Origin of the sequence: Hyunsoonleella flava (assembly GCF_004310325.1) — a bacterium.
Taxonomy (GTDB): domain Bacteria; phylum Bacteroidota; class Bacteroidia; order Flavobacteriales; family Flavobacteriaceae; genus Jejuia; species Jejuia flava.
In genome coordinates this window covers 366510-386557 of sequence record NZ_SIRT01000002.1, presented here as the reverse complement: position 1 = coordinate 386557, position 20048 = coordinate 366510, and the positions used below count along the sequence as shown (strand labels likewise).

At 32.2% G+C, this 20048-nt stretch carries 18 protein-coding genes; 7 read left to right on the top strand and 11 right to left on the bottom strand.

The features are described from left to right. Positions 1 to 36: 36 nt before the first annotated feature. A complete protein-coding gene (locus tag EYD45_RS04965; protein ID WP_130963245.1) occupies positions 37 to 3072 on the bottom strand; it encodes a tetratricopeptide repeat protein in 3036 nt (1011 codons plus the stop codon). A 224-nt stretch (positions 3073 to 3296) separates the two neighbouring features. Between EYD45_RS04965 and EYD45_RS04960 the strand changes: the two genes are divergently transcribed. Genes EYD45_RS04960 through EYD45_RS04950 form a run of 3 tightly spaced genes read left to right on the top strand, consistent with a single transcriptional unit; the run spans position 3297 to position 6253 of the window. Continuing rightward, complete coding sequence (locus EYD45_RS04960; protein ID WP_130963244.1) at positions 3297 to 3980, top strand: cell division ATP-binding protein FtsE; 684 nt, start codon at positions 3297 to 3299, stop codon at positions 3978 to 3980. Positions 3981 to 3985: 5 nt separating this feature from the next. Then, positions 3986 to 5311 carry a capsular polysaccharide export protein, LipB/KpsS family gene (locus EYD45_RS04955; RefSeq protein ID WP_130963243.1) on the top strand — a complete coding sequence of 442 codons (1326 nt, stop codon included), beginning with the start codon at positions 3986 to 3988 and terminating at the stop codon, positions 5309 to 5311. Between the two features lie 6 nt (positions 5312 to 5317). Next, a complete protein-coding gene (locus EYD45_RS04950) occupies positions 5318 to 6253 on the top strand; it encodes a glycosyltransferase family 2 protein (protein ID WP_130963242.1) in 936 nt (311 codons plus the stop codon). 6 nt (positions 6254 to 6259) lie between these two features. Here the strand turns inward: EYD45_RS04950 and EYD45_RS04945 are convergent, their stop codons facing one another. The 8 genes from EYD45_RS04945 to typA form a co-directional block, all read right to left on the bottom strand. Continuing rightward, positions 6260 to 7858: a sulfatase-like hydrolase/transferase gene (locus tag EYD45_RS04945; protein WP_130963241.1), complete on the bottom strand. Its 1599-nt coding sequence runs from the start codon at positions 7856 to 7858 to the stop codon at positions 6260 to 6262. Then, positions 7855 to 8682, bottom strand: coding sequence for a glycosyltransferase family 2 protein (locus EYD45_RS04940; protein WP_130963240.1), 828 nt, complete (start codon positions 8680 to 8682; stop codon positions 7855 to 7857). Before EYD45_RS04940 ends, EYD45_RS04945 begins: the two co-directional genes overlap by 4 nt. Positions 8683 to 8687: 5 nt before the next feature. After that, complete coding sequence (locus EYD45_RS04935) at positions 8688 to 9947, bottom strand: O-antigen translocase (protein WP_130963239.1); 1260 nt, start codon at positions 9945 to 9947, stop codon at positions 8688 to 8690. A gap of 57 nt (positions 9948 to 10004) precedes the next feature. Then, a complete protein-coding gene (locus tag EYD45_RS04930) occupies positions 10005 to 11303 on the bottom strand; it encodes an O-antigen translocase (protein WP_130963238.1) in 1299 nt (432 codons plus the stop codon). 122 nt (positions 11304 to 11425) lie between these two features. Next, the gene (locus EYD45_RS04925) at positions 11426 to 12913 is read right to left on the bottom strand and encodes an alkaline phosphatase family protein (RefSeq protein ID WP_130963237.1); all 1488 of its coding nucleotides are present in this window, start codon (positions 12911 to 12913) and stop codon (positions 11426 to 11428) included. Continuing rightward, positions 12906 to 14294, bottom strand: a complete 1389-nt coding sequence (locus tag EYD45_RS04920) for a class I SAM-dependent methyltransferase (protein WP_130963236.1) — start codon at positions 14292 to 14294, stop codon at positions 12906 to 12908. Before EYD45_RS04920 ends, EYD45_RS04925 begins: the two co-directional genes overlap by 8 nt. Further along, positions 14284 to 14496, bottom strand: a complete 213-nt coding sequence (locus EYD45_RS04915; RefSeq protein WP_233702528.1) for a hypothetical protein — start codon at positions 14494 to 14496, stop codon at positions 14284 to 14286. Before EYD45_RS04915 ends, EYD45_RS04920 begins: the two co-directional genes overlap by 11 nt. 317 nt (positions 14497 to 14813) lie before the next feature. Then, on the bottom strand, positions 14814 to 16613 hold the full coding sequence (gene typA, locus EYD45_RS04905; protein WP_130963234.1) for a translational GTPase TypA: 1800 nt from the start codon (positions 16611 to 16613) through the stop codon (positions 14814 to 14816). 150 nt (positions 16614 to 16763) lie between these two features. Here typA and EYD45_RS04900 point away from each other — a divergent pair, with 150 nt between their 5' ends. The 3 genes from EYD45_RS04900 (at position 16764) to EYD45_RS04890 (ending at position 18398) form a co-directional block, all read left to right on the top strand. Beyond that, positions 16764 to 17123, top strand: a complete 360-nt coding sequence (locus EYD45_RS04900) for a hypothetical protein (protein WP_130963233.1) — start codon at positions 16764 to 16766, stop codon at positions 17121 to 17123. A gap of 182 nt (positions 17124 to 17305) precedes the next feature. Next, positions 17306 to 18127, top strand: coding sequence for a 3-deoxy-8-phosphooctulonate synthase (gene kdsA / locus EYD45_RS04895; RefSeq protein ID WP_130963232.1), 822 nt, complete (start codon positions 17306 to 17308; stop codon positions 18125 to 18127). Positions 18128 to 18161: 34 nt separating this feature from the next. Beyond that, a complete protein-coding gene (locus EYD45_RS04890) occupies positions 18162 to 18398 on the top strand; it encodes a CDGSH iron-sulfur domain-containing protein (RefSeq protein ID WP_130963231.1) in 237 nt (78 codons plus the stop codon). Positions 18399 to 18423: 25 nt separating this feature from the next. Here the strand turns inward: EYD45_RS04890 and EYD45_RS04885 are convergent, their stop codons facing one another. After that, a complete protein-coding gene (locus EYD45_RS04885; RefSeq protein ID WP_130963230.1) occupies positions 18424 to 18792 on the bottom strand; it encodes a DUF1801 domain-containing protein in 369 nt (122 codons plus the stop codon). A gap of 39 nt (positions 18793 to 18831) precedes the next feature. Then, entirely contained in the window at positions 18832 to 19215 is a 384-nt protein-coding gene (locus EYD45_RS04880; protein ID WP_165453888.1) for a hypothetical protein, read from the bottom strand. Positions 19216 to 19344: 129 nt separating this feature from the next. Between EYD45_RS04880 and EYD45_RS04875 the strand changes: the two genes are divergently transcribed. Next, positions 19345 to 19959: a hypothetical protein gene (locus tag EYD45_RS04875; RefSeq protein WP_130963228.1), complete on the top strand. Its 615-nt coding sequence runs from the start codon at positions 19345 to 19347 to the stop codon at positions 19957 to 19959. Positions 19960 to 20048 lie beyond the last annotated feature (89 nt).

The window sequence follows — 20048 nt, the reverse complement described above, 5'->3', positions numbered from 1 at the left end:
TTTTTGATTTCTGAATTTTAAGAATGTTTACTTTTTTTAATCCTGTGGAGCAATTGATGAATTTGTCTTTGCCTCTTCTCTTTTGATCCTTTTTAATTCTGTTTGTGCCTCTTCCACAACATCATCAAACTGACTGAAGTTTTCGATAACGCTTTCTAAAATATAAGTGGCTTGATAGGCATCATCCAAGGCATAAAAGTTTTTCGCCATAACTACCAATCCTTTGGCGCCGTAGTATTTATACCCAGAATAATCCTTTGCTAACTTCTGCGCTGATGTGTTGGAGGCTTTATGATTGCCCTCTTTATTTTTAAAGTATGCATCATAATACAAGGCTTCTGCAGCGGTTTCTCCCGTAGCTACTCTTTGTACTTGTTTATATGCTGACTTAGCTTTTGCCTCATCTCCAGTTTTTATTGCTGATCGCGCAATGATGATATGGGCATCACTTTTTATTTTGTTATCAATTTTTGAACTTTTCAATACTTTTTCGGCGTAAGCCACAGCATTATCAAAATCCTCTAATTGGTAGTTGGCCTTCATTAAATTAGATTGTGCAAACACAATATTTTGAGGGAAGTTTGCTTCATTTTCCAATCGCTTTAACAATGGTATTGCTTCATTCCAACTTTTATCTTCAAGATAGTATTGAGACAATCTTAATAAAGCCTCTTCGGTAAATTCACTTTGCGATGCTTCTACCACAAACTTGTAATGCGGTGCCGCATTCGCAATTAAATCTTTTTTGTAGTATAACTGACCTAAATAAAAATGCGATTGTAAACTATGAATTCCGTTAGGGAAACTATTTAAATAGCTATTAAACTGTTTGATTGCCGCATCAGTATTGCCTTCTAAATATTGTTTTTCTGCCGCTTCGTATGATGTATTGTCCAAATCCACATCGGTTACCTCAACATAATCCAATTGTCTTACCCAAGCCGCATACTCGTTAACACGTCCTAAATCAATATAAATCAATCGTGCTGTAGCAACTGCTTGAACAGCTTCAGGAGTTCCAGGATAGTTACCAGCTACATTTTTGAATTTGCTTAAAGCTGCTTCGTTTTTACTAGCGTTGTAATGAATCAATCCTTGACGCAACAACGATTTTGGAACAAACGAACTCATTCTATATTCCGAATTTAGTTTATCATAACGCGCCATCGCTTTATCGATTTGATTTACTTTCACATATGAATTTCCTAATTCGTATAAGGCATCATCACGTAATTTTGATTTTGGGTATTCGCTAATAAAAGTTTCCAGTTCTTTTATTTTTTTTGAAGGATTACCAGCATAACCTGTGCTTATCGCTTTTTGAAAAAATGCATAATCCGATTCTACGGCGTTCATTTTGATGGCCTTTGCATATGCATTTATGGCCTGAGTATAGTTACTAGATACAAAATATCCATCGCCCAATCTTAGATAGGCATCATTTAACCGTACTTTATCATTGCTGTTCTTTGAAATAAATTGATTAAAAAAATTTGAGGCCTGATTGTAATTTTTCAGTTTAAAATAGGTGTACGCCAAATTATAATCGATGTTTTTCTGTTCTGGCACATCCATTCCTGTTGCTTGTTGCATGAATTGCTTAAAACCAACCAGGGCATCTTCATAATTTGTTAAGTTATAGTCAGCTTCAGCTTTCCAAAATGTTGCCCTTGCCGTAAAAGAGCCGTCTAAAGATTCACTCAACGATTTGTCAAAAAGATTTTCGGCTTCTAAATATTGATTTTCGTTATACAGTTCCAAACCTCTGTAAAACGCTACTTTCTGATATGCTGCTTTGTTTTCAAAACTCTTCTTCTTTTCTAAAAGATTAAGGGCTTCTTCATAATTCTTTGACGTAATGTAAGAATCAATTAAAAGTGTTTCGATCTCTTCTTTGTATTGCGTTTTTGGATATTTATCTAAATAACTTGCTAATACTTGTGGTACGGATTGGTAAGGATTCCCTATTTCATAACTAATCTTCGCATAGTTTAACCACGCATCTTCTTGAATTTTTAAATCAAAATCCATTTGAGATGCATTTCTAAAGGCATTTAAAGCCTCCTGCTTCTTATCTAAATTGATATAACTCTCACCTAGATGATAATACGCATTTTGGGCAATGCTATTTGTTCCTCCAACAATTTTGTTGAACTCTGAAACGGCACTTTCGTAATCACCTTGTTTATAATGCGCGTAACCTAATTGATAAAAATCGGTGTTGTTCCATTTTGCAGTTCTCTGTCGCTTTCCCTTCTTGCCTTTGTAAGCTTGTAAAAACGGAATAGCCTCAGCATATTGCTCTAAATTAAAATAGCTCTCACCGATAATTTTGGAAAGTTCTGACACTTCCTCATCATCAATAGAGTCTAATCTCGCCTTTGCCAACTCTATAGCCTTTTCAAATTTTCCTAGTTTGAAATTTAGATCGGCTTGATAATACGATAGCTTTTCTTTGTAACGCTCTTGATCTTCAACTTGTTCAAAGTATTCATTGGCCCTGTCGTAATCATCACCTTCATAAGCCATAAAACCTATGTAATATTTGGCTTGCGAACCATATTCTGGAGAGTTTTCAACCCTGCCTAAATATTTTTTGGCATCTTTATATTGCTTGGTTACAAAAGCGGTGTAGCCATTATTGAAATAAAATTTTTGACGCTCTTTTCGAGATAGAGCACTTTCGTCCACTTTACTATACCACTTTCGTGCATAGGCATATTTTCCGTTAGTAAAATAATAATCCGCCACATCAACAAAAGCTGTATTTCGCTTGGTACTTGTGGGGTACTCTTTTACAAAATCACTTATGAGTTGATCTGCATTTTGCTGATTCAACCGTACCGCACAATTTGCAATATAGTATGAACACTCGCCTTTTAAACCTTCCTTATCAGTAGATTTTCTAATTTGAGAAAATAGCGATTTTGCAGCTTGATATTGCTGATTATTATACAGACTCAACGCTTTTTGATAATCGGCTAAACTATTGGTATATACTGCTGATTGTTGTGCAAATACTTGTAATCCGATACATATTGCTAGGATTGAAATAGAACGTTTAAGATGCATTTAGTATCTGGTTTTTGTTTGATGAAATTCAAAGATAATTTAATATCTACCCTATAACGCAACAATCGTGCTAGAATTATAAACCGATTTATTAAATGTAAAAAAACCGAACAAAATATGACGATATTTTTCTTGATAAAAGCAATAAACAAAAAGAAAAACTGTTTATGGTTTGCGCCGTTAAACTTTAAGCTTTAAACTTGTAGTTAGAAACACTTTCTTGCATGTCCGAAACCATTTTACAACTTAAAGACGCCTCTATTTACCAAGGGGAAAACTTGGTGCTTTCAAACGTTAATGTTGAAATAAATAAGGGTGAATTTGTCTACCTTATTGGAAAAACCGGGACTGGAAAAAGTAGTTTTATGAAAACGCTTTATGGGGATTTACCCCTTAATGAAGGTGAAGGGTTTATTGTAGACTACGATTTAAAAACGCTAAAAGAAAAAGATATCCCTTTTTTGAGACGGAAGCTTGGTGTGATTTTTCAAGATTTTAAATTGTTGATTGACAGAACCGTTAACGACAACTTACTTTTTGTTTTGAAAGCCACAGGCTGGAAAGACAAAGACAAAATGACCGCCAAAGTTGAAGAAGTGCTTACCAAAGTGGGTATGAAAACCAAAGGATTTAAATTTCCTCATGAACTTTCGGGGGGTGAACAGCAGCGTGTTGCGATTGCGAGAGCTTTATTGAATGACCCTGAGCTAATTTTAGCCGATGAGCCCACAGGTAACCTTGATCCTCAAACCAGTGTAGAGGTTATGAAAGTGCTACAGGAAATCAACAAAAATGGAAATACCATACTTATGGCCACCCACGATTATGCGTTGCTTTTAAAGTATCCGAGCAAAACATTGAAGTGTGATGAGAATCAGGTGTATGAGGTGGTGCAGCGTAAAGGATAAAATCCATGAAAGTACTTTGTATTGGTTATTATGATAAATTCTCTAGATTCTTTATCGGGATTAAAAAAGAGCTAAAAAAAGAATTCCCAGGTTTAGAATTTAAAATTAAAAGTATTTTTTTTAGTGGTTTTTTTTATGCTTTTATAAGAAACACCTCGTCTTCATTTTTACCCTTTAAATCATGGTTAAATGTACTTTTCAATAAAAAAAAGTATTTAACAACTTTAAACAAAAGTATAGTTTACAAGAATATCAACCTAGAGTCTTTAATTTACTATCATGTAAAACTTAACACTACCATTTCTAAAAGAGATTTGTTACTACAGGCGATGTCTTATCTAGATATACTTGATAAAGAATTTATAAAACACAAACCCAACATAGTACTTTTGATTGGTGACTCGAGGCTTGCAATAGAAGTTACAAAAACATTAGCAAAAGTTTATAATTCCAAAGTATATTATATTGAGCAGGGGCCTTTCGGCACTACCTTTTTTGACGCAAAAGGTGTTAACGCCAATGCATCTATTAAAGATTTTGTTATAAATAATAAGGTAGAAAAAAACTCCTCAAAAGAACTATTAATTTCGTCATTTATAAATAGATCAAAACAAGAAAAATATAGAAGATCTTTGTTTTACCGATCTTGCGATTACCTATTTAATTTACTTTTTAAATCTACTATAATTTTCCCTCCAGATTTAAGCTTCACAGACACTTTTCAATTTCCAAAAAAGACTAAAAAAAGCTTAGCCCAATTAAAGCCAAATAAAACTATAAATCAATCCATATTTTTTCTAATTCTTCAGGTTCCTCTGGATGTAAATATGATATATCATAGCACATTCAAAAATCATTTTGACATTTTAAAAAAAGTATATGAGAGTTTGCCCAATAATGCCCAACTTGTAATAAGAGAACATCCCGTTTATAAAGGAAAATATGAGAAGCGCCTATATGATTATGCAAAACTAAACTCCATTGCATTTGATACAACTAATAACATCAGAGAAATACTAGAAATAGCTTCCGTGGTAGTTGTGAACAACTCTACTGTTGGATTAGAAGCTATAGCAAAATATAAACCTACGGTAGTTCTAGGCAACTCATATTACGCAAATCCAAAAATTTGTTTAACATATGATAACGGTGATAATCTATCAACAATTTTAAGCGAAGCCATAAACTTTAAACCCGACAGAGACGCGATATATCGTTTTTTGCATGAGTTATTTTTTAATCATTTAATTGAGGGCTTTATAACCGACCAAGAATTAAATGCAGCTAAGCGTATCGCAGAAAGAATTATTAAAGAACATTCAACCATATAAGTCAATATGCCTTTTTTCTCAGTAGTTATACCACTTTACAATAAAGAAGAACAAATTGAGAACACCTTAAAAAACGTTCTTAACCAAAGTTTTTCTGATTTTGAAGTTATAATCGTGAACGATGGATCTACTGATAAAAGTTTACAAACAGCAGCATCAGTTTCCGATAGCAGAATACAAATTTATTCTCAAAAAAACGCAGGAGCTTCTAGTGCTAGAAATTTAGGTATAACAAAATCTTCCTCAAAATATATAGCGCTCTTAGATGCTGATGACACTTGGTATCCTAATCACTTAGAAGAACACCACAAGTCTATTATAAGGTTTACAGACGGCGATTTGTTTTGTAATGCTTATGCTTTAAAACTATCTGCATCTCATATTGAAAACGCTACTTATAACATTGAAACAAAAAACGAGCCCCATATTATAACAGATTACTTTAAAGCAAGTACAATACACCCTATAGGTTGGACTTCTGCATTAGTTATAAAGAAAAGTGCATTTGATGCTATTGGAGGTTTCAACGATACGATTATCTCTGGGCAAGATTTAGATCTTTTGATACGCTTTGGACTTAAAAAAACCGTGGTTTTTAATCCAACCATTACCTGTTATTATGATAAAACCGTACAGAACAGCCTATCTAAAGAAAACCATCAAGAAGGTAAATATCTGCTATTTAATAGCTTTACAGATGAAGAACTAAATAATAAATCATTACACCTATACCTTACCTTGAACAGATACTCGCTTGCCATACAATGTAAAAGAGCTAAAAATAAGAAAACATTTAAAAAACTATTGCCAGAAATTGATACATCCCTGCTTAATTGGAAACAGCGTCTTTTGCTGCAGACACCTTCCTCATTGGTTATCCTGCTAAAAAAAATACATCTGTTTTTAATTTCAAAAGGGTTTTATGTATCGTCTTATAAATAAAGTCCTTTAATCAAAAAAGGTGTCATAATTGATAGTATCCTTGATAATCCGTTTTCGTTCCTTAAAGTATTGACTAAAAATACTACGAGAAGAATCAACTTCATCAGCCGAAACATCTAACATATCAGCAATTGAATGAAAGAAATCATCTATCATGTAGCTTCTATTTTTAAAATAAGAAATGGTCTTTAACTTATTAAATTTTTCAGATTTCCAAAGGAAAAATGGCACTTCAAACATTTGTTTTGAATACACATCTTCATTGTGTCCTGCCATATCCAAATCTCTATACATTTCCTCTCCATGATCTGAGAAGTAAAGTGCAAAACTTTTTACATCTAAGCTGTCTAGTTTATTGATAACTTGAGAAATCACAAAATCATTATATAGTATTGCGTTATCATAATGATTAATTTTTGTTTTACTCTCATCAGATAGAAATTTTGTTTTGGGATTGTTTTTAAATTCATTAAATGCTTCAGGATACCTATTTTCGTAATGGTGATGTGTTCCCATTAGATGTAAAAAAATAGCTTTTTTTGGTACTGGTTCTTTTAAAGCATCATTAAATTCGTTTATTAAATCTCCATCTAAAACTTGATTGTTTCCTGCTATTGATGTAGTTAAAAATTTGTATTTATTCGCTGATAAGCTAATTTTTGTAATCATACTTTCAAAAGGTCCTATTGGTCTTTGATTTGAAAGCCAGTAAGTTTTAAAACCTATCCTATTAAATAATTGAATAATTGAGCCTTTAGAAATATTCTCGGGATTTTCATAATTACCTAAAGTTAAAATTTTGGCAAGTGCTCCTACAGAATAAGCATGTGGGCTAATTACATTATCATAAATTAATAATTCTGCTTCTCTCTTTTTCAAATTTGGTGTGGTCTCTCTATGATAGCCATAAATCTGGAGGTGATCTCTGTTAGTTGACTCTCCTATTAAGACGACATAAACTTCTTCTTCATCTTTCTTTGATACTCTTCTAACATTTTGAAAACTTCCTTTCTTATTGTCTTTATAGTTGCCTAATCGATTCGTTTCTGTGATGTATCCACTGATTGCTCTAGTTATAAGATAAGGTGTATTAGTGTCTATTAATTTAGTAAATTTTAAGAACACCAATATTAGCACAAACAAGCCCACAAGTTTAATCTTGGAAAAATTTTTGTTCCATAATCGTTCAAAATTCAATACTCTAAAATTATAAAGAGCTATTACTATTAAAACCAGAATCACGAACAAAAAGATAATTACTGGCTTATCTACGTAAAAAGCCAAAAACTCTTTACTCTCTTCTAAATTAGAATCAAGCATTACAAAAATGGCAGATGCACTAAAAAATGTTTTAAAAAGGTATTTATAGGTAACCTCAAAGAACAGAGTACACGCAAATAGAATTATGGAAATTATAAAGTAAATTATTGAAACCCTTCTATTACTTATAAAACCAAATGGAATAATAATAAGTGTAGCAAAAATTAAATTCTCAATTAAATTAAGAATGGTAGCTAGCGAGAAACCATTTAAATAACACTCAACAAAAAAAACGGGAATAGCAATGTAGATAAACCTCTTATATACGTTTAGAAAATCTTTCATATTTGATTTTTGTAAGCCAAAATACCGTTTATAATTTTAAAATAGGTTCTAAATATCTCACCTAATGTTATCTTACCCTTTCTTAGAAGAAAAAGGACATATTTAACGGCAAAAAAATAAGCAGACAAGTTATAGTCTATGTAGTAAATAGCACCCTTTGTCATTAAAAAACTATCACTTTCTACTTTACTTGTAGAGCTTTCTCGTTCATGTTTTACAATATAGGTATTCTCAAAAAACACATTCATTTTATGTTTGTGTACATCTCTTAAGAACAAATACTCCTCTCCTGATGGAAATTGACTGCCTAATCCAAAAAGCGTATTAAACCTAATCTTATGTTTCTCTATATCTTCTCTTCTAAAAGCTATTTCTATTGAAGACGATTTTGCTAATTCTTTTTTTGTTGATAAGAGCTTACTGTTTTGAGGGTAACCTTTATAATAATTACCATCAAATGTTTTTATCTTAAAAAGCACTACAGAAATAGTTTTGAGTTTTGAAAACGAATTTTTAATAGCATTTTCAAAACCTTCAACATACTCAACATCATCATCTGCAATTAAGCAAATATCTCCAATAGCATTTTCAAGAGCTAAATTTCTGCTTTTCGAAAGCCCTTTATCATATGAATTTATTACTCTTATATTTTTTTGATTAGAAGTTAATTCCTGTCCTATCGTAGTTTGATTGATTATTAAAATATTTAAGCTTCTTAAATCATGATGCGGAAACATATTATCTAGAAAAGAAAGCGAACTTCTGTCCATGGTAGAAACAAGAATTTCCAACCCCAATTTATGTTCTAAAGTTGATGCTTTCATAAAAACTATAAAGCTTTGTTACCCCCAATAAAGGTATTTCTTAAAATAAACAAAACCACTACAAAGTACAATATATACCTTACAAAATGCGCCATGATTACTCCTTCGGTACCGTAATAATCTATAAAATATACAGATAGTATATAAAAAATAACTACTGAAAAAAGCTCAGTAAGTATAAAATTTTTTGTTTGTTTTTTGGCCAAAAATTGATACGCAATTACAATAGCTATAAACTTAACTAAATCTCCCAATAATTGCCATTTAAAGTATTTTGACATTTCCAGAAATTCTGGTGTATAGAGTAACCTAATAATATAATCTTTTAATAAAAACACTAAAAAAAGACCTATAATTAGTGGTGGCAACAACATTTTATATATCTGTTTTACTTCTCTTCTAAAATCCAATGTATTGGAAATTCTAGAAAATTTCGGTAAGATATAAAGTGGAAAAATAGCAGCAGTAAACTGCATATATGTTTTGGAAATAGAGTTCATAGCTGTCCAGTATCCTGAATCTGAAATTCCTATTTTGCTTTCTATCAATCTTCTTATGGCAATATCGTTAATATTAATAAAAAGCACTACTAAAATACTCATCAAACTATAAGGAAGTAGTTTACTTTTAAAACTTGAGCTAAGTGTTACAGTTCTTAAATTTATATACTTAAAACTTGTTTTATAAGTAAGAATTAAGTAGCAAATAAATTGCACAAAAGGAATAGTAACAACGGCCAACAAACTTCCATAGAGACCATACTTATATGTTAAACCAACGATTAAAATTGCATTTATTGCAACTATTAATAGCGTAGATTTGGTAAAGGTTTTATATGCTGAAAGTCCGTTTAAGAGTGCGTGAATAATAGCGTTTAAGGAAAAAAACGGTATAACAAATGCTAAAATTTTAAATGCTATTTTAAAATCCCTCGCATTTCCAAAAAGTAATTGATTTAAGTTGTCCGCTCCAAAAAAAAGTATAACGAAAGATAGCAGAGCCGAAACTAAACTGAACAAAAAAGTAGTTGAGAATAATTGATTTAGCTTTTCTTTATCTTCTTTGTACTCAGCAATATATTTCACTAAACCATTTGAAGTACCTAAAACCGAAAACCTTTCGAAAAAAGCTATTACATTTTTTAAGTTACCTACTATTGCGATACCTTCAGCTCCAATAATTATGGCTAACACCTTTTGTGCCACCAAAGTAAAGCCCATTCTTGCAACCACAAGAAATGCATTAGCCGAAGTAACCTTAAACAATAAATTTTGTTTTATAAACTTAGGTAGTTTCAAAAAATAAATATGAACTAATTAACACTATTTCTTATCAGATTCAACTCCAAAAAGAGAGCTTCCAAATATTAACAAGATTACGCCATAATACATTAAATAGCTAACAAAATGACCAATTACTGCACCTTCAACACCATAAATTTTTATGAAGTATATACTCGTAGTATATAGAATTATGACCAAAAAAGCTTCGGTAATAATGTAATGCCAAAACATCTTTTTGGCCAAAAACTGGTATGCAATTATCATAGAAAGTACCTTAACGAAATCGCCTAAAAGCTGCCATAAAAACAAATCTTCAACAGGTTCAAACTCCTCAGTAAAAACTAATAAGACTATAAAAGGTCGTAATAAATATATTAGCACCAAGCCAAGTACAAAATAGGGCACAATGGTTTTGTAAAGTGAGAATACTTCTTTTTTAAATTCCTTAATATCGTTTATTTCAGAAAATCTAGGGATAATATATAAACCTAACAACGAACTTACCATCATAAGGTAGTATTTCGAAATTCTAAGCATTGCCTCCCAAAAACCAGCATCTTTATAACCGATAGTATCAATAATATGAGAACGAATAGCTAAAATAACTAGTGGCAAGATAACAGCCGAAAACAAGGCCATACCAGAGTAAGAACTTAACTTTTTTAAGTGAGTAAGACTAACGTGCCCTACACTTATTAAAGGCACCAAGCTTTTTCTATTAATGATACCAACTAAGGTGATTAAGAATATAAGGGATTCTGAAATAGCAACAGAAATCAACGCGCCGTCCAATTTGTTTTGATATATTAATAAAAGCGCCACACATAAACTTAAAACTTGCCCAATGATATTTATTATAATTAAGATTTTATACTTAGAAAACCCGTTCATAATAGAAAATGCAAACATATTTAGCGCATAAAAGGGCAGTACAATAGCAAAAATCTTTATTACATATTCGTAATCATTATATGTTGGAAAAATAAGGTCATTTATAGTTTCTGCTTGAAAGTAACAGAAAAAAGAAACAAGAATAGTCATTACAAAACCAACATAGTACACTGTTGATAGTATTTTACTAAGCCTTACTAGATCCTCTTTAAAATCATTTACATACTTAACGACTCCTTTGTAAAACCCAAGTGTGGCAAATGTTTGGGTAGAAGCCACAAAATTTCTAAGATTCCCAACAAGAGCCAAACCTTCTGCACCAATAATTACAGCAATAGCTTTTGATGTTAACAAACCTGCAATTACCCTAGTAAAAACTGCTGCAGTTTTTAGTGAAGTAGCCTTTATTAAAACCTTAGAACTTATATAATCTATTAGTTTTTTCAATTAGTTTAGTTGTTATTCTTAAACTATTACTATTAATAAATTTTGAGAGGGAATTGGTCGTTTATTAGTTTTCAAATATACAAAATGATTTATGTTCACATCAGCCAAACTAGAACTTCAGATTAGTGAGCTTTATGCTTACTAAATACCACTTCTCCATTCTCGTTTATGTATTCATAAACGCCAACAGGGGCATTTTTATTTATTATAGCATAACTTTTATCTCCTTCTAAGTGTCTTAAATACTTTGTGTCATCACTTAAATATGAAAATAAAATTCTGAACAAGTTTACTGGGGTTTTAAATTTATCATCAAAATCAGGAACTTTATTCGGCCATTTTATGGCTAAAGCCGAAGTATAAATAGAATTAATTGTAGTCTCATTAGTTTGTTTTATTCTACTTTCCATGCTGTAATTTAACCCTATGTATCCACCATGGTCTGCCATAATTACTATCAAACTGTTCTCATCTTTATTATTAATAATATTTATAATTTCTTTTAAAGTTTGGTTTGCCTTTTCTAGTTCAGATAAGTAAAATTCTCGCTCCCCTTTTATTCCTCTTGATTCGCTCTTATTAACTGATACATGGCTAGGACGCATTATTCTTAAAAAATAAAAATTATCGGTTTCAGTATTATTACTTACCAACGTATCCATAGTACCTACTAAACTCTTATTTATCTCAAAACCCCTTGCCAAATATGAAACTTCACTAAGATCAATATTACAATAATCATAATATAAGTGTGGTCGGTTTACAAGGAGATACGAGCGCTCCAATAAAAGGAAACTCTTATAGCCATTTTTTTTAAGGATGGAAATTACGGGATTATCGCCTGCAATTACCTTTCTTGTGCCATACAATTCTTTACCAGAAGGTGAATTATTGTAATAATGGTGTTTCATCGCAAACATTGAACTATTTGAACTTAAAGTGGAGATATAATTACTTCTAAAGTCACTGTAAAATTTAAAATCATTATCCTTTAAAAAAGACTCAAAATTACTGTTATCATAATTATAAGGTACATCTTTTAGCTTTGAAAAATTAGCATACCCATCAGGTTGTATGACATAAATATTTGGTTTTTTTTTAAATACAACGTTTTCAATGTCATCTGGTTGGGCCATCCATTTTGATGAATAGTTGGTTACTTTATAAATATCTGGAACTAGTTTTAATAGAACAAAAAATGCCAATAAATATTGAAACACTATTATCTTCTTTATGTGTCTAGAAAAAACAATACCTATCAAAATAGCAACCGTAATTGCTAATACTAAAGCTTTAGTTTTGAAGCCATAAGTTGAAATAACCACAAAAGCACTAAAAGTAATTAGATTAAAAATAGGGATTAAGTATTTAAGATATCTTTTATTTTTATCTATTCTCTCAAAAAATATGTACAGTAAATAAAAAACACAAATTGGAATAAAAACATAGCACAAAATGAAAAACCCAAACTGTTCCCAAGAATTAACCAGTGTAAAATTAGAATTGTAATAATATAGAAACGGATATAAACCTGTTGCTATAGCTGCTATTATGGGATATTCCTTTTTACTTTCAAGAAAGGCTAATATTCGTGACCTTAATTTAAACATCCTTTATTCTTTTCAATAAAAACATCACTCTTTCGCTACCCTCAATTTCTTTTTTTTCTACAGTTTCAAAAAACTCTGAATACGCTTTTTCAAAATTCTCTAAGGAATAAAAATCAAAATGATTCTTAAACTCTGCTTTAGAATTTAATAAGCGCTCTACCCATGAATCATTCTTTTTAGGAAATTCAAGTATTAAAATTTTGGAAAATGAAGCAAAAAATCGGGCAGACATATGAAAAGTTACATTACCCGACAAGGTCATATGATGAATTAGCGCTAAGGCCAAAGTTACATCTAAATTAAAATCTTTGATTCTTTGCAGAAAAGAAGCCCTTTCCTTATTATTAAATCCAATAGAAGCAGATGGGTTTAAAACGTCTAAAACGAAGGGCAACATATAATTTTCCTTATGCTTCTTAACTTTTAGATGATTAAAATCTACAGCATTATTATCTATATCACAAACTAATGCCTGCTTTACCTTACTGGCAATTGCTCTTACAAAAGTCCCATCATTACCACCTATATCAATAATATTTTGAGGGTTTAATTTAGACACCCAAGTATTGATTACCTCAGCTTTCAAACCAAAAGAAGTATCGGAATAATTGGTTTTATCATAATAATTGCCCCATTCGGTATATTCTTTTAATTTCAACTTTTTAACAAAGCCATACAAACTCTCAATAATCTTTAACTGACCTCCTTTTGATAAAGATTTTACCTTAGCCTCTCCTTTATAGTTTTCGCTATGTTTACCTTCAAATTTTGCCAATAGGTGAACATTTGTATATATAATTGGATTTAGTTTAGACTTAAAAGGCAACATAGACGATAGCATTCTTAGCGGAATACCATCAATAAACTCACGCATTAATTTAAGCGATTGAGAACCATGATAATGTGCCAGAAGAAGTGGTGCTAAAAAATGTGAAATAAACTGTTTATAAGCACGCCAAGGGTAGTTTTCTTTATAAAAATCAAAGGATAGTGTATCTATAAAAATTGAAGACCCCTGATGAAATGTAATATTGAACGCTGAAGCATCTTTTAATGAATACCCTTGATCCAGACTAAATTTTTGAAGTTTTAAAGTTAATAATGCCGCTTCTTTGTATTGATTAAAACACCACTCGTAAGGATATGTAATGAATGGTATTTGTTCTGGTTGGATAATAATATCAGAACTTGTGCTTGAGAGTTCCTCATGAGGAATCAAAATGTTGTTATTGAACAATCTTTTATAAAAGCCTGAATCTCTTAGGGATTTGTACTGTTCAAAATAAATAGGCTTAATAACTCGTTTAATAACACCATTGTCTAAAAACACATAACCTGAAGGGTCTCTAAATGAGGAAGGAATGGCTTTTTTAGGAGTCACTAGAATTTTTATTTTCTAAATCGGAATTCTCAATATCTATATCATCAAACATATCTTTTTCTTCATCTTTAATTAAGCCCAAAAAAGATTTGATTTTATACATCAAGTTTTTTGAAAACAATACTACCCCTGCTATAGCAGCAACAATGGCTTGAACTATCATTGCCCCGATTGTAGGATCGAAATATAGAAAATGCATCATTAGATATTTTCGGTAAATATAAGAACTCTATTGCCTCTTATATAATAAATAATAGAGATTCACTAAAAAAATGGCCGTATTTGCAATTATTATGGGCAAACCTATCCTTAATGTTGGCAGTAAAAACCCATAGATAATAAATAGAATACACCCAACCATATTCACCATTCGCAGTACTCTGACAGATTTCATCGCAAAGGATAATAATACCATTAACGATGCGAGATAACCAACACATTCCGTTAATGTTATTCCGAATAGCTCCATAGCATGCTTATTATATTTAGGTAATAATACCCCAAACTAGGTTTACCTAGTTAAATACTTTTATTACGCTTGCGCTCGACCTCAGTGAGGTATATTTTTCGGAGTCTTAAATGATTTGGTGTTACCTCAACATATTCATCTTTTTGAATATATTCCAATGCTTCTTCCAGAGAAAACTTGATAGCAGGCACAATTTTAGCTTTATCATCTGCTCCGGCAGAACGTACATTACTCAATTTTTTGGTTTTCGTTACATTCACCGTCATATCATCACCACGCGAATTTTCACCAATCACCTGTCCTTCATAGATATCTTCACCTGGGTCGATAAAAAACTTACCTCGTTCTTGCAATTTGTCAATTGAATATGGAATAGCCGTTCCGTTCTCCATAGATACCAAACTTCCATTTTGACGCTCTGGGATTCCCCCTTTTATTGGCTGATATTCCTTAAAACGGTGCGCCATAATGGCTTCTCCAGCTGTGGCAGTTAACAATTGATTTCTTAAACCGATAATTCCTCTAGATGGAATAATAAATTCACAAACCATACGATCGCCTTTGGCTTCCATACTCAACATTTCGCCTTTTCGCATCGTTACCATTTCAATGGCTTTTCCTGAGACATGCTCTGGCAAATCAATGGTCATTTCCTCAACAGGCTCACATTTAACACCATCAATTTCTCTAATTATAACCTGCGGTTGTCCTATTTGAAGCTCATAACCCTCACGACGCATAGTTTCTATCAATACTGATAAATGCAAAACACCGCGGCCAAAAACCATAAATTTATCAGCACTATCTGTTTCTTCAACTCTTAGTGCTAGGTTTTTTTCTAACTCTTTGGTTAAACGCTCTTTAATATGACGAGAAGTGACATATTTACCATCTTTTCCGAAAAAAGGTGAGTCGTTGATAGTAAAAAGCATACTCATGGTAGGCTCATCAATTGCTATGGTCTTCAAACCTTCTGGATTTTCAAAATCGGCAACCGTATCACCTATTTCAAAACCTTCAAGCCCCACTATGGCACAAATATCCCCAGCTTTTACCGCATCAACTTTTTTACGACCTAAGCCTTCAAACGTGTGTAATTCTTTTATTCTGGATTTTACGATTGCACCATCACGCTTAACCAATGAAATATTCTGATTCACCTTTAATTCGCCACGGGTTAATCTCCCGATGGCTATTCTGCCTGTAAATGATGAGAAATCTAACGAGGTAATTAGCATTTGTGTAGTCCCCTCTTCAATTTTAGGTGAAGGAATATGCTCTATTACCATATCCAAAAGCGGTTCGATATTTTCAGTTTCATTTTGCCAGTCCTCACTCATCCAATTGTTTTTGGCAGAACCGTAAACTGTTGGAAAATCTAATTGCCATTCTTCCGCACCTAATTCAAACATTAAATCGAACACTTTTTCATGCACCTCATCAGGTGTACAGTTTTCCTTGTCTACTTTATTGATAACCACACAAGGTTTCAGACCTAAATCAATAGCTTTTTGAAGCACAAAACGAGTTTGAGGCATTGGTCCCTCAAAAGCATCAACAAGCAACAACACACCATCTGCCATGTTCAACACACGCTCTACTTCACCACCAAAATCAGCGTGACCAGGAGTATCAATAATATTAATTTTTGTGTCTTTATAAATTACAGAAACATTTTTAGAAGTAATGGTAATGCCCCTTTCACGTTCCAAATCGTTATTATCAAGAATTAAATCACCTGTATTTTCGTTTTCACGAAAAAGTTGACAATGGTACATAATTTTATCTACCAATGTTGTCTTTCCGTGGTCTACGTGAGCAATTATCGCAATGTTCTTTATGTTCTTCATTCTGAATCCCTTATTTAAGCGTGCAAAGGTACTGCATATTTTAACATTTAATACCAAAATTAGTTAATTATATGTTATATGAACGATATCAAAAAACTATTTAGCCCTTCAATTCGTTTAAATAATAAAGTATTTTAAAGATTATCGAAAATGAATTTTATCAAAGATTGCTCAAAACACACACCTTACCTATATTTTATTGTAGTAACAGCCTATCTCTTTAAAACCGTTAACCAAACAGAAGGCATTAGCGCGTATCCCATTTTACTTTTTGGCACCCCATTTTTATGGCAAATTATAAAACCTAACAAAAAGCTAAACTTCACATTAGGCATTACATTTGTTTGCCTTTCGTCCTATCTCATTTTAGCATTCCTATCAGACATGTTACAACTAGTATCACTCTCACAGCCTATAAAGGAACTCACAGTATATGGTGGCATCTTTATATTTGCAAGCTTAATCATGGCATTGTGGATTATTAGAAACTCTTTAAACAAAAGCCTATAAGTTTTTAGGGTGTTACCCTGCGGGTCGTGCTTTCCGCTAATAGTTTTGGCTTGATGCGCGCCTCGCCAAAAGCTGCCGCTACAATAACTAAAACACCTGCCTGCCAACAACAGTGTAATTCCAAAATTAAGCCTCATCAAATCACATCATTTCCTTAACTTTACGCTTTAAATGTAAAATACATGCAACTAAGCGATATTCCTAAGTTAAAACACACCAATTCCAATAATTTCTTTTTGCTATGTGGCCCATGCGCCATTGAGGGTGAAGATATGGCACTACGTATTGCGGAAAAAGTAGTTTCTATTACCGATAAATTAGAAATTCCATACATATTTAAAGGTAGCTTTAAAAAAGCAAACCGCAGCCGTATTGATAGTTTCACAGGCATTGGCGATGAAAAGGCATTAAAAATTTTAAAGAAAGTTTCAGATACTTTTAATGTACCCACGGTTACCGATATTCATGAAATAACTGATGCTGAAAAAGCTGCTGAATATTTAGATGTGCTTCAAATTCCTGCATTTTTGGTACGCCAAACGGATTTGGTCGTTGCGGCAGCCAAAACTGGTAAAGTCGTAAACTTAAAAAAAGGACAGTTTATGAGTCCCGAAGCGATGAAACATGCAGTACAAAAAGTAAAGGACTCAGGAAGCAATAAAGCTTGGATAACCGATAGAGGTACTATGTTTGGCTATCAGGATATGATTGTAGACTTTCGGGGCATTCCAACGATGCGCCAATATGCACCAGTTGTTTTGGACGTTACCCATTCGTTGCAACAGCCCAACCAATCTGCGGGAGTTACTGGTGGGCGTCCAGACATGATTGAAACGATTGCTCGCGCAGGTATAGTAAATAATGTGGACGGTTTATTTATCGAGACTCATTTTGATCCCGCTAACGCCAAGAGTGACGGGGCCAATATGTTGCATCTGGATAATTTAGAACTGTTATTAACTAACTTAGTTTCTATTAAAAAAACTGTAAATAGCTTGAAATAATAGTATTTTAGTAACCGTTAATTACTAGAAAACTATGGAAAACAACAAACGAGGCGGGGACGCACCGATACAATGCGAATTAGAAGCAAACAAAAATTATGCATGGTGCACCTGCGGGCACAGTGATGAACAACCGTTCTGCAATGGATCACACAGAGCAGCAAAAGCTACGCCATCAATGGTATTTACGGTAGATGAAGATAAAACTGCTTATCTATGCACATGCAAGCAAACTAAAAACCCTCCTTATTGTGATGGTTCACATAACTAAACATTCAAAGTTATAGTGACACATTTTACTTATTATAAAATAATTTTCCCTTTTGTTTTTTTGCTTCTTCGAGTATGGCTATAAAAATAGTGTCATCAATTTCTTCTAAAGACGAGTAGCGTAGTGATTTTACAACTTTGCGATTTTCACTAACGAGGTATTCATCAAATTTAGACAAGGATGCCGAATGCCAAAACCCAATATCTACAAACTGTTTTTTATGGCTTGCATTTAAATAACAGATAGGTGTTTCGCCATGGTAATAACAAGGGATTCTCCATTTGTATTTTAATTCTGCTTCTGGAATAGTCCGTTCAATTATCATTTGAATATGTAATAGAATAGAACGATACGGATCTGGTTGGTTGAGGATATATTCTTCGGCTGGATTCATGAGCAATTCTCTAAGTAATTTTTTTAATATTAGATATCTTCATTTACAACCCTTTAAATTTTTTCGAGTCTTAAAACCTTTCCAAAATTCTTTAGAATTTTCAAAATTTAAATCGACATTAATTGGCTCCAAGCTAACACTTATATCAGTTGCTAAGTTATATAGTTCAATTTTATTTTTTCCAATATATTTTATCTCTGCTTTCCAATTATCTCTCCATTCGCCGAACGATTCAAAATAAAGAGTATCATTATTAATTTTAACTTGTTTCCATTCAGATAACTTCACCCACTCACTTTCAGATGCAACCCTCATAAAATCTCCCTTGAAATATACTTCTGCATATTCTCCATAATTACATATAGAATAATTCCCATCAAGATTTCGGTCGTTCTTACAACTATAAAATAATACTAAAATCAAAGTTATATTCCAGAGTTTGGATCTCATCTAAACTTTAAGCAAAAATTTTAACCATCAATAAAATTAACAAAAATTTATTCAGGTAAATTAAAATTATTTTATTTACTTTGTATTTCAAAGTACTTTAAAATGGAATCAAAAGATTATCTAAAAGACATTAGCGAAATTAAAAATATGATGAATAAATCCTCCCGCTTTATTTCACTAAGTGGATTGTCTGGAATTTTAGCAGGGGTTTATGCATTAATAGGTGCAGCAATAGCGTATTGGTTAGTAATGACTTATAGCAACGGCATTTTAATTTTAGATGGCTGGGTTTATGAAACCTGTCTTCTCACTTTAGTAATTGTGGCAATATTAAGCATTGGTACTGGTATTTTATTAACCACAAGAAAAGCCAAAAAAGATGATGCAAAAATTTGGGATAGCACTTCCCGTCGTTTGGTATTAAACTTTTTGATTCCTCTAGTTGTCGGAGGTCTTTATATCTTAATCATTTTAAGTCAAGGTAAATACGGGCAATCAGGAGGGTTAATGTTAATTTTTTATGGCTTAGCATTAGTTAATGCATCAAAATATAGTATTGGAGATATTCAATTTTTAGGCTACGTTCAAATAATTTTAGGATTGATTGGAGCTTGGAAACCTGGTTATGGCTTTTGGCTTTGGGTGATTGGTTTTGGGTTAATGCATATTATTTATGGTTCGTGGATGCACTTTAAATATGATGTTAAAAAGCAATAGCAATTTCGATTTGCATTATGAAAGTCCTCAAAAATATTCTCTTAGTTATAATATTCATAGTAATTGATTTAGGTTTATGGATTATTATT

What these genes read in the sequence shown, in the direction of transcription:
- EYD45_RS04900 (WP_130963233.1), top strand. Translation starts at nt 16,764, where the DNA reads ATGAATTTTATCAAAGATTGCTCAAAACACACACCTTACCTATATTTT.
- EYD45_RS04940 (WP_130963240.1), bottom strand. Translation starts at nt 8,682, where the DNA reads ATGAAAGCATCAACTTTAGAACATAAATTGGGGTTGGAAATTCTTGTT.
- kdsA (WP_130963232.1), top strand. Translation starts at nt 17,306, where the DNA reads ATGCAACTAAGCGATATTCCTAAGTTAAAACACACCAATTCCAATAAT.
- EYD45_RS04915 (WP_233702528.1), bottom strand. Translation starts at nt 14,496, where the DNA reads ATGATGCATTTTCTATATTTCGATCCTACAATCGGGGCAATGATAGTT.
- typA (WP_130963234.1), bottom strand. Translation starts at nt 16,613, where the DNA reads ATGAAGAACATAAAGAACATTGCGATAATTGCTCACGTAGACCACGGA.
- EYD45_RS04945 (WP_130963241.1), bottom strand. Translation starts at nt 7,858, where the DNA reads ATGAAAGATTTTCTAAACGTATATAAGAGGTTTATCTACATTGCTATT.
- EYD45_RS04960 (WP_130963244.1), top strand. Translation starts at nt 3,297, where the DNA reads ATGTCCGAAACCATTTTACAACTTAAAGACGCCTCTATTTACCAAGGG.
- EYD45_RS04885 (WP_130963230.1), bottom strand. Translation starts at nt 18,792, where the DNA reads ATGAATCCAGCCGAAGAATATATCCTCAACCAACCAGATCCGTATCGT.
- EYD45_RS04925 (WP_130963237.1), bottom strand. Translation starts at nt 12,913, where the DNA reads ATGTTTAAATTAAGGTCACGAATATTAGCCTTTCTTGAAAGTAAAAAG.
- EYD45_RS04875 (WP_130963228.1), top strand. Translation starts at nt 19,345, where the DNA reads ATGGAATCAAAAGATTATCTAAAAGACATTAGCGAAATTAAAAATATG.
- EYD45_RS04955 (WP_130963243.1), top strand. Translation starts at nt 3,986, where the DNA reads ATGAAAGTACTTTGTATTGGTTATTATGATAAATTCTCTAGATTCTTT.
- EYD45_RS04965 (WP_130963245.1), bottom strand. Translation starts at nt 3,072, where the DNA reads ATGCATCTTAAACGTTCTATTTCAATCCTAGCAATATGTATCGGATTA.
- EYD45_RS04890 (WP_130963231.1), top strand. Translation starts at nt 18,162, where the DNA reads ATGGAAAACAACAAACGAGGCGGGGACGCACCGATACAATGCGAATTA.
- EYD45_RS04950 (WP_130963242.1), top strand. Translation starts at nt 5,318, where the DNA reads ATGCCTTTTTTCTCAGTAGTTATACCACTTTACAATAAAGAAGAACAA.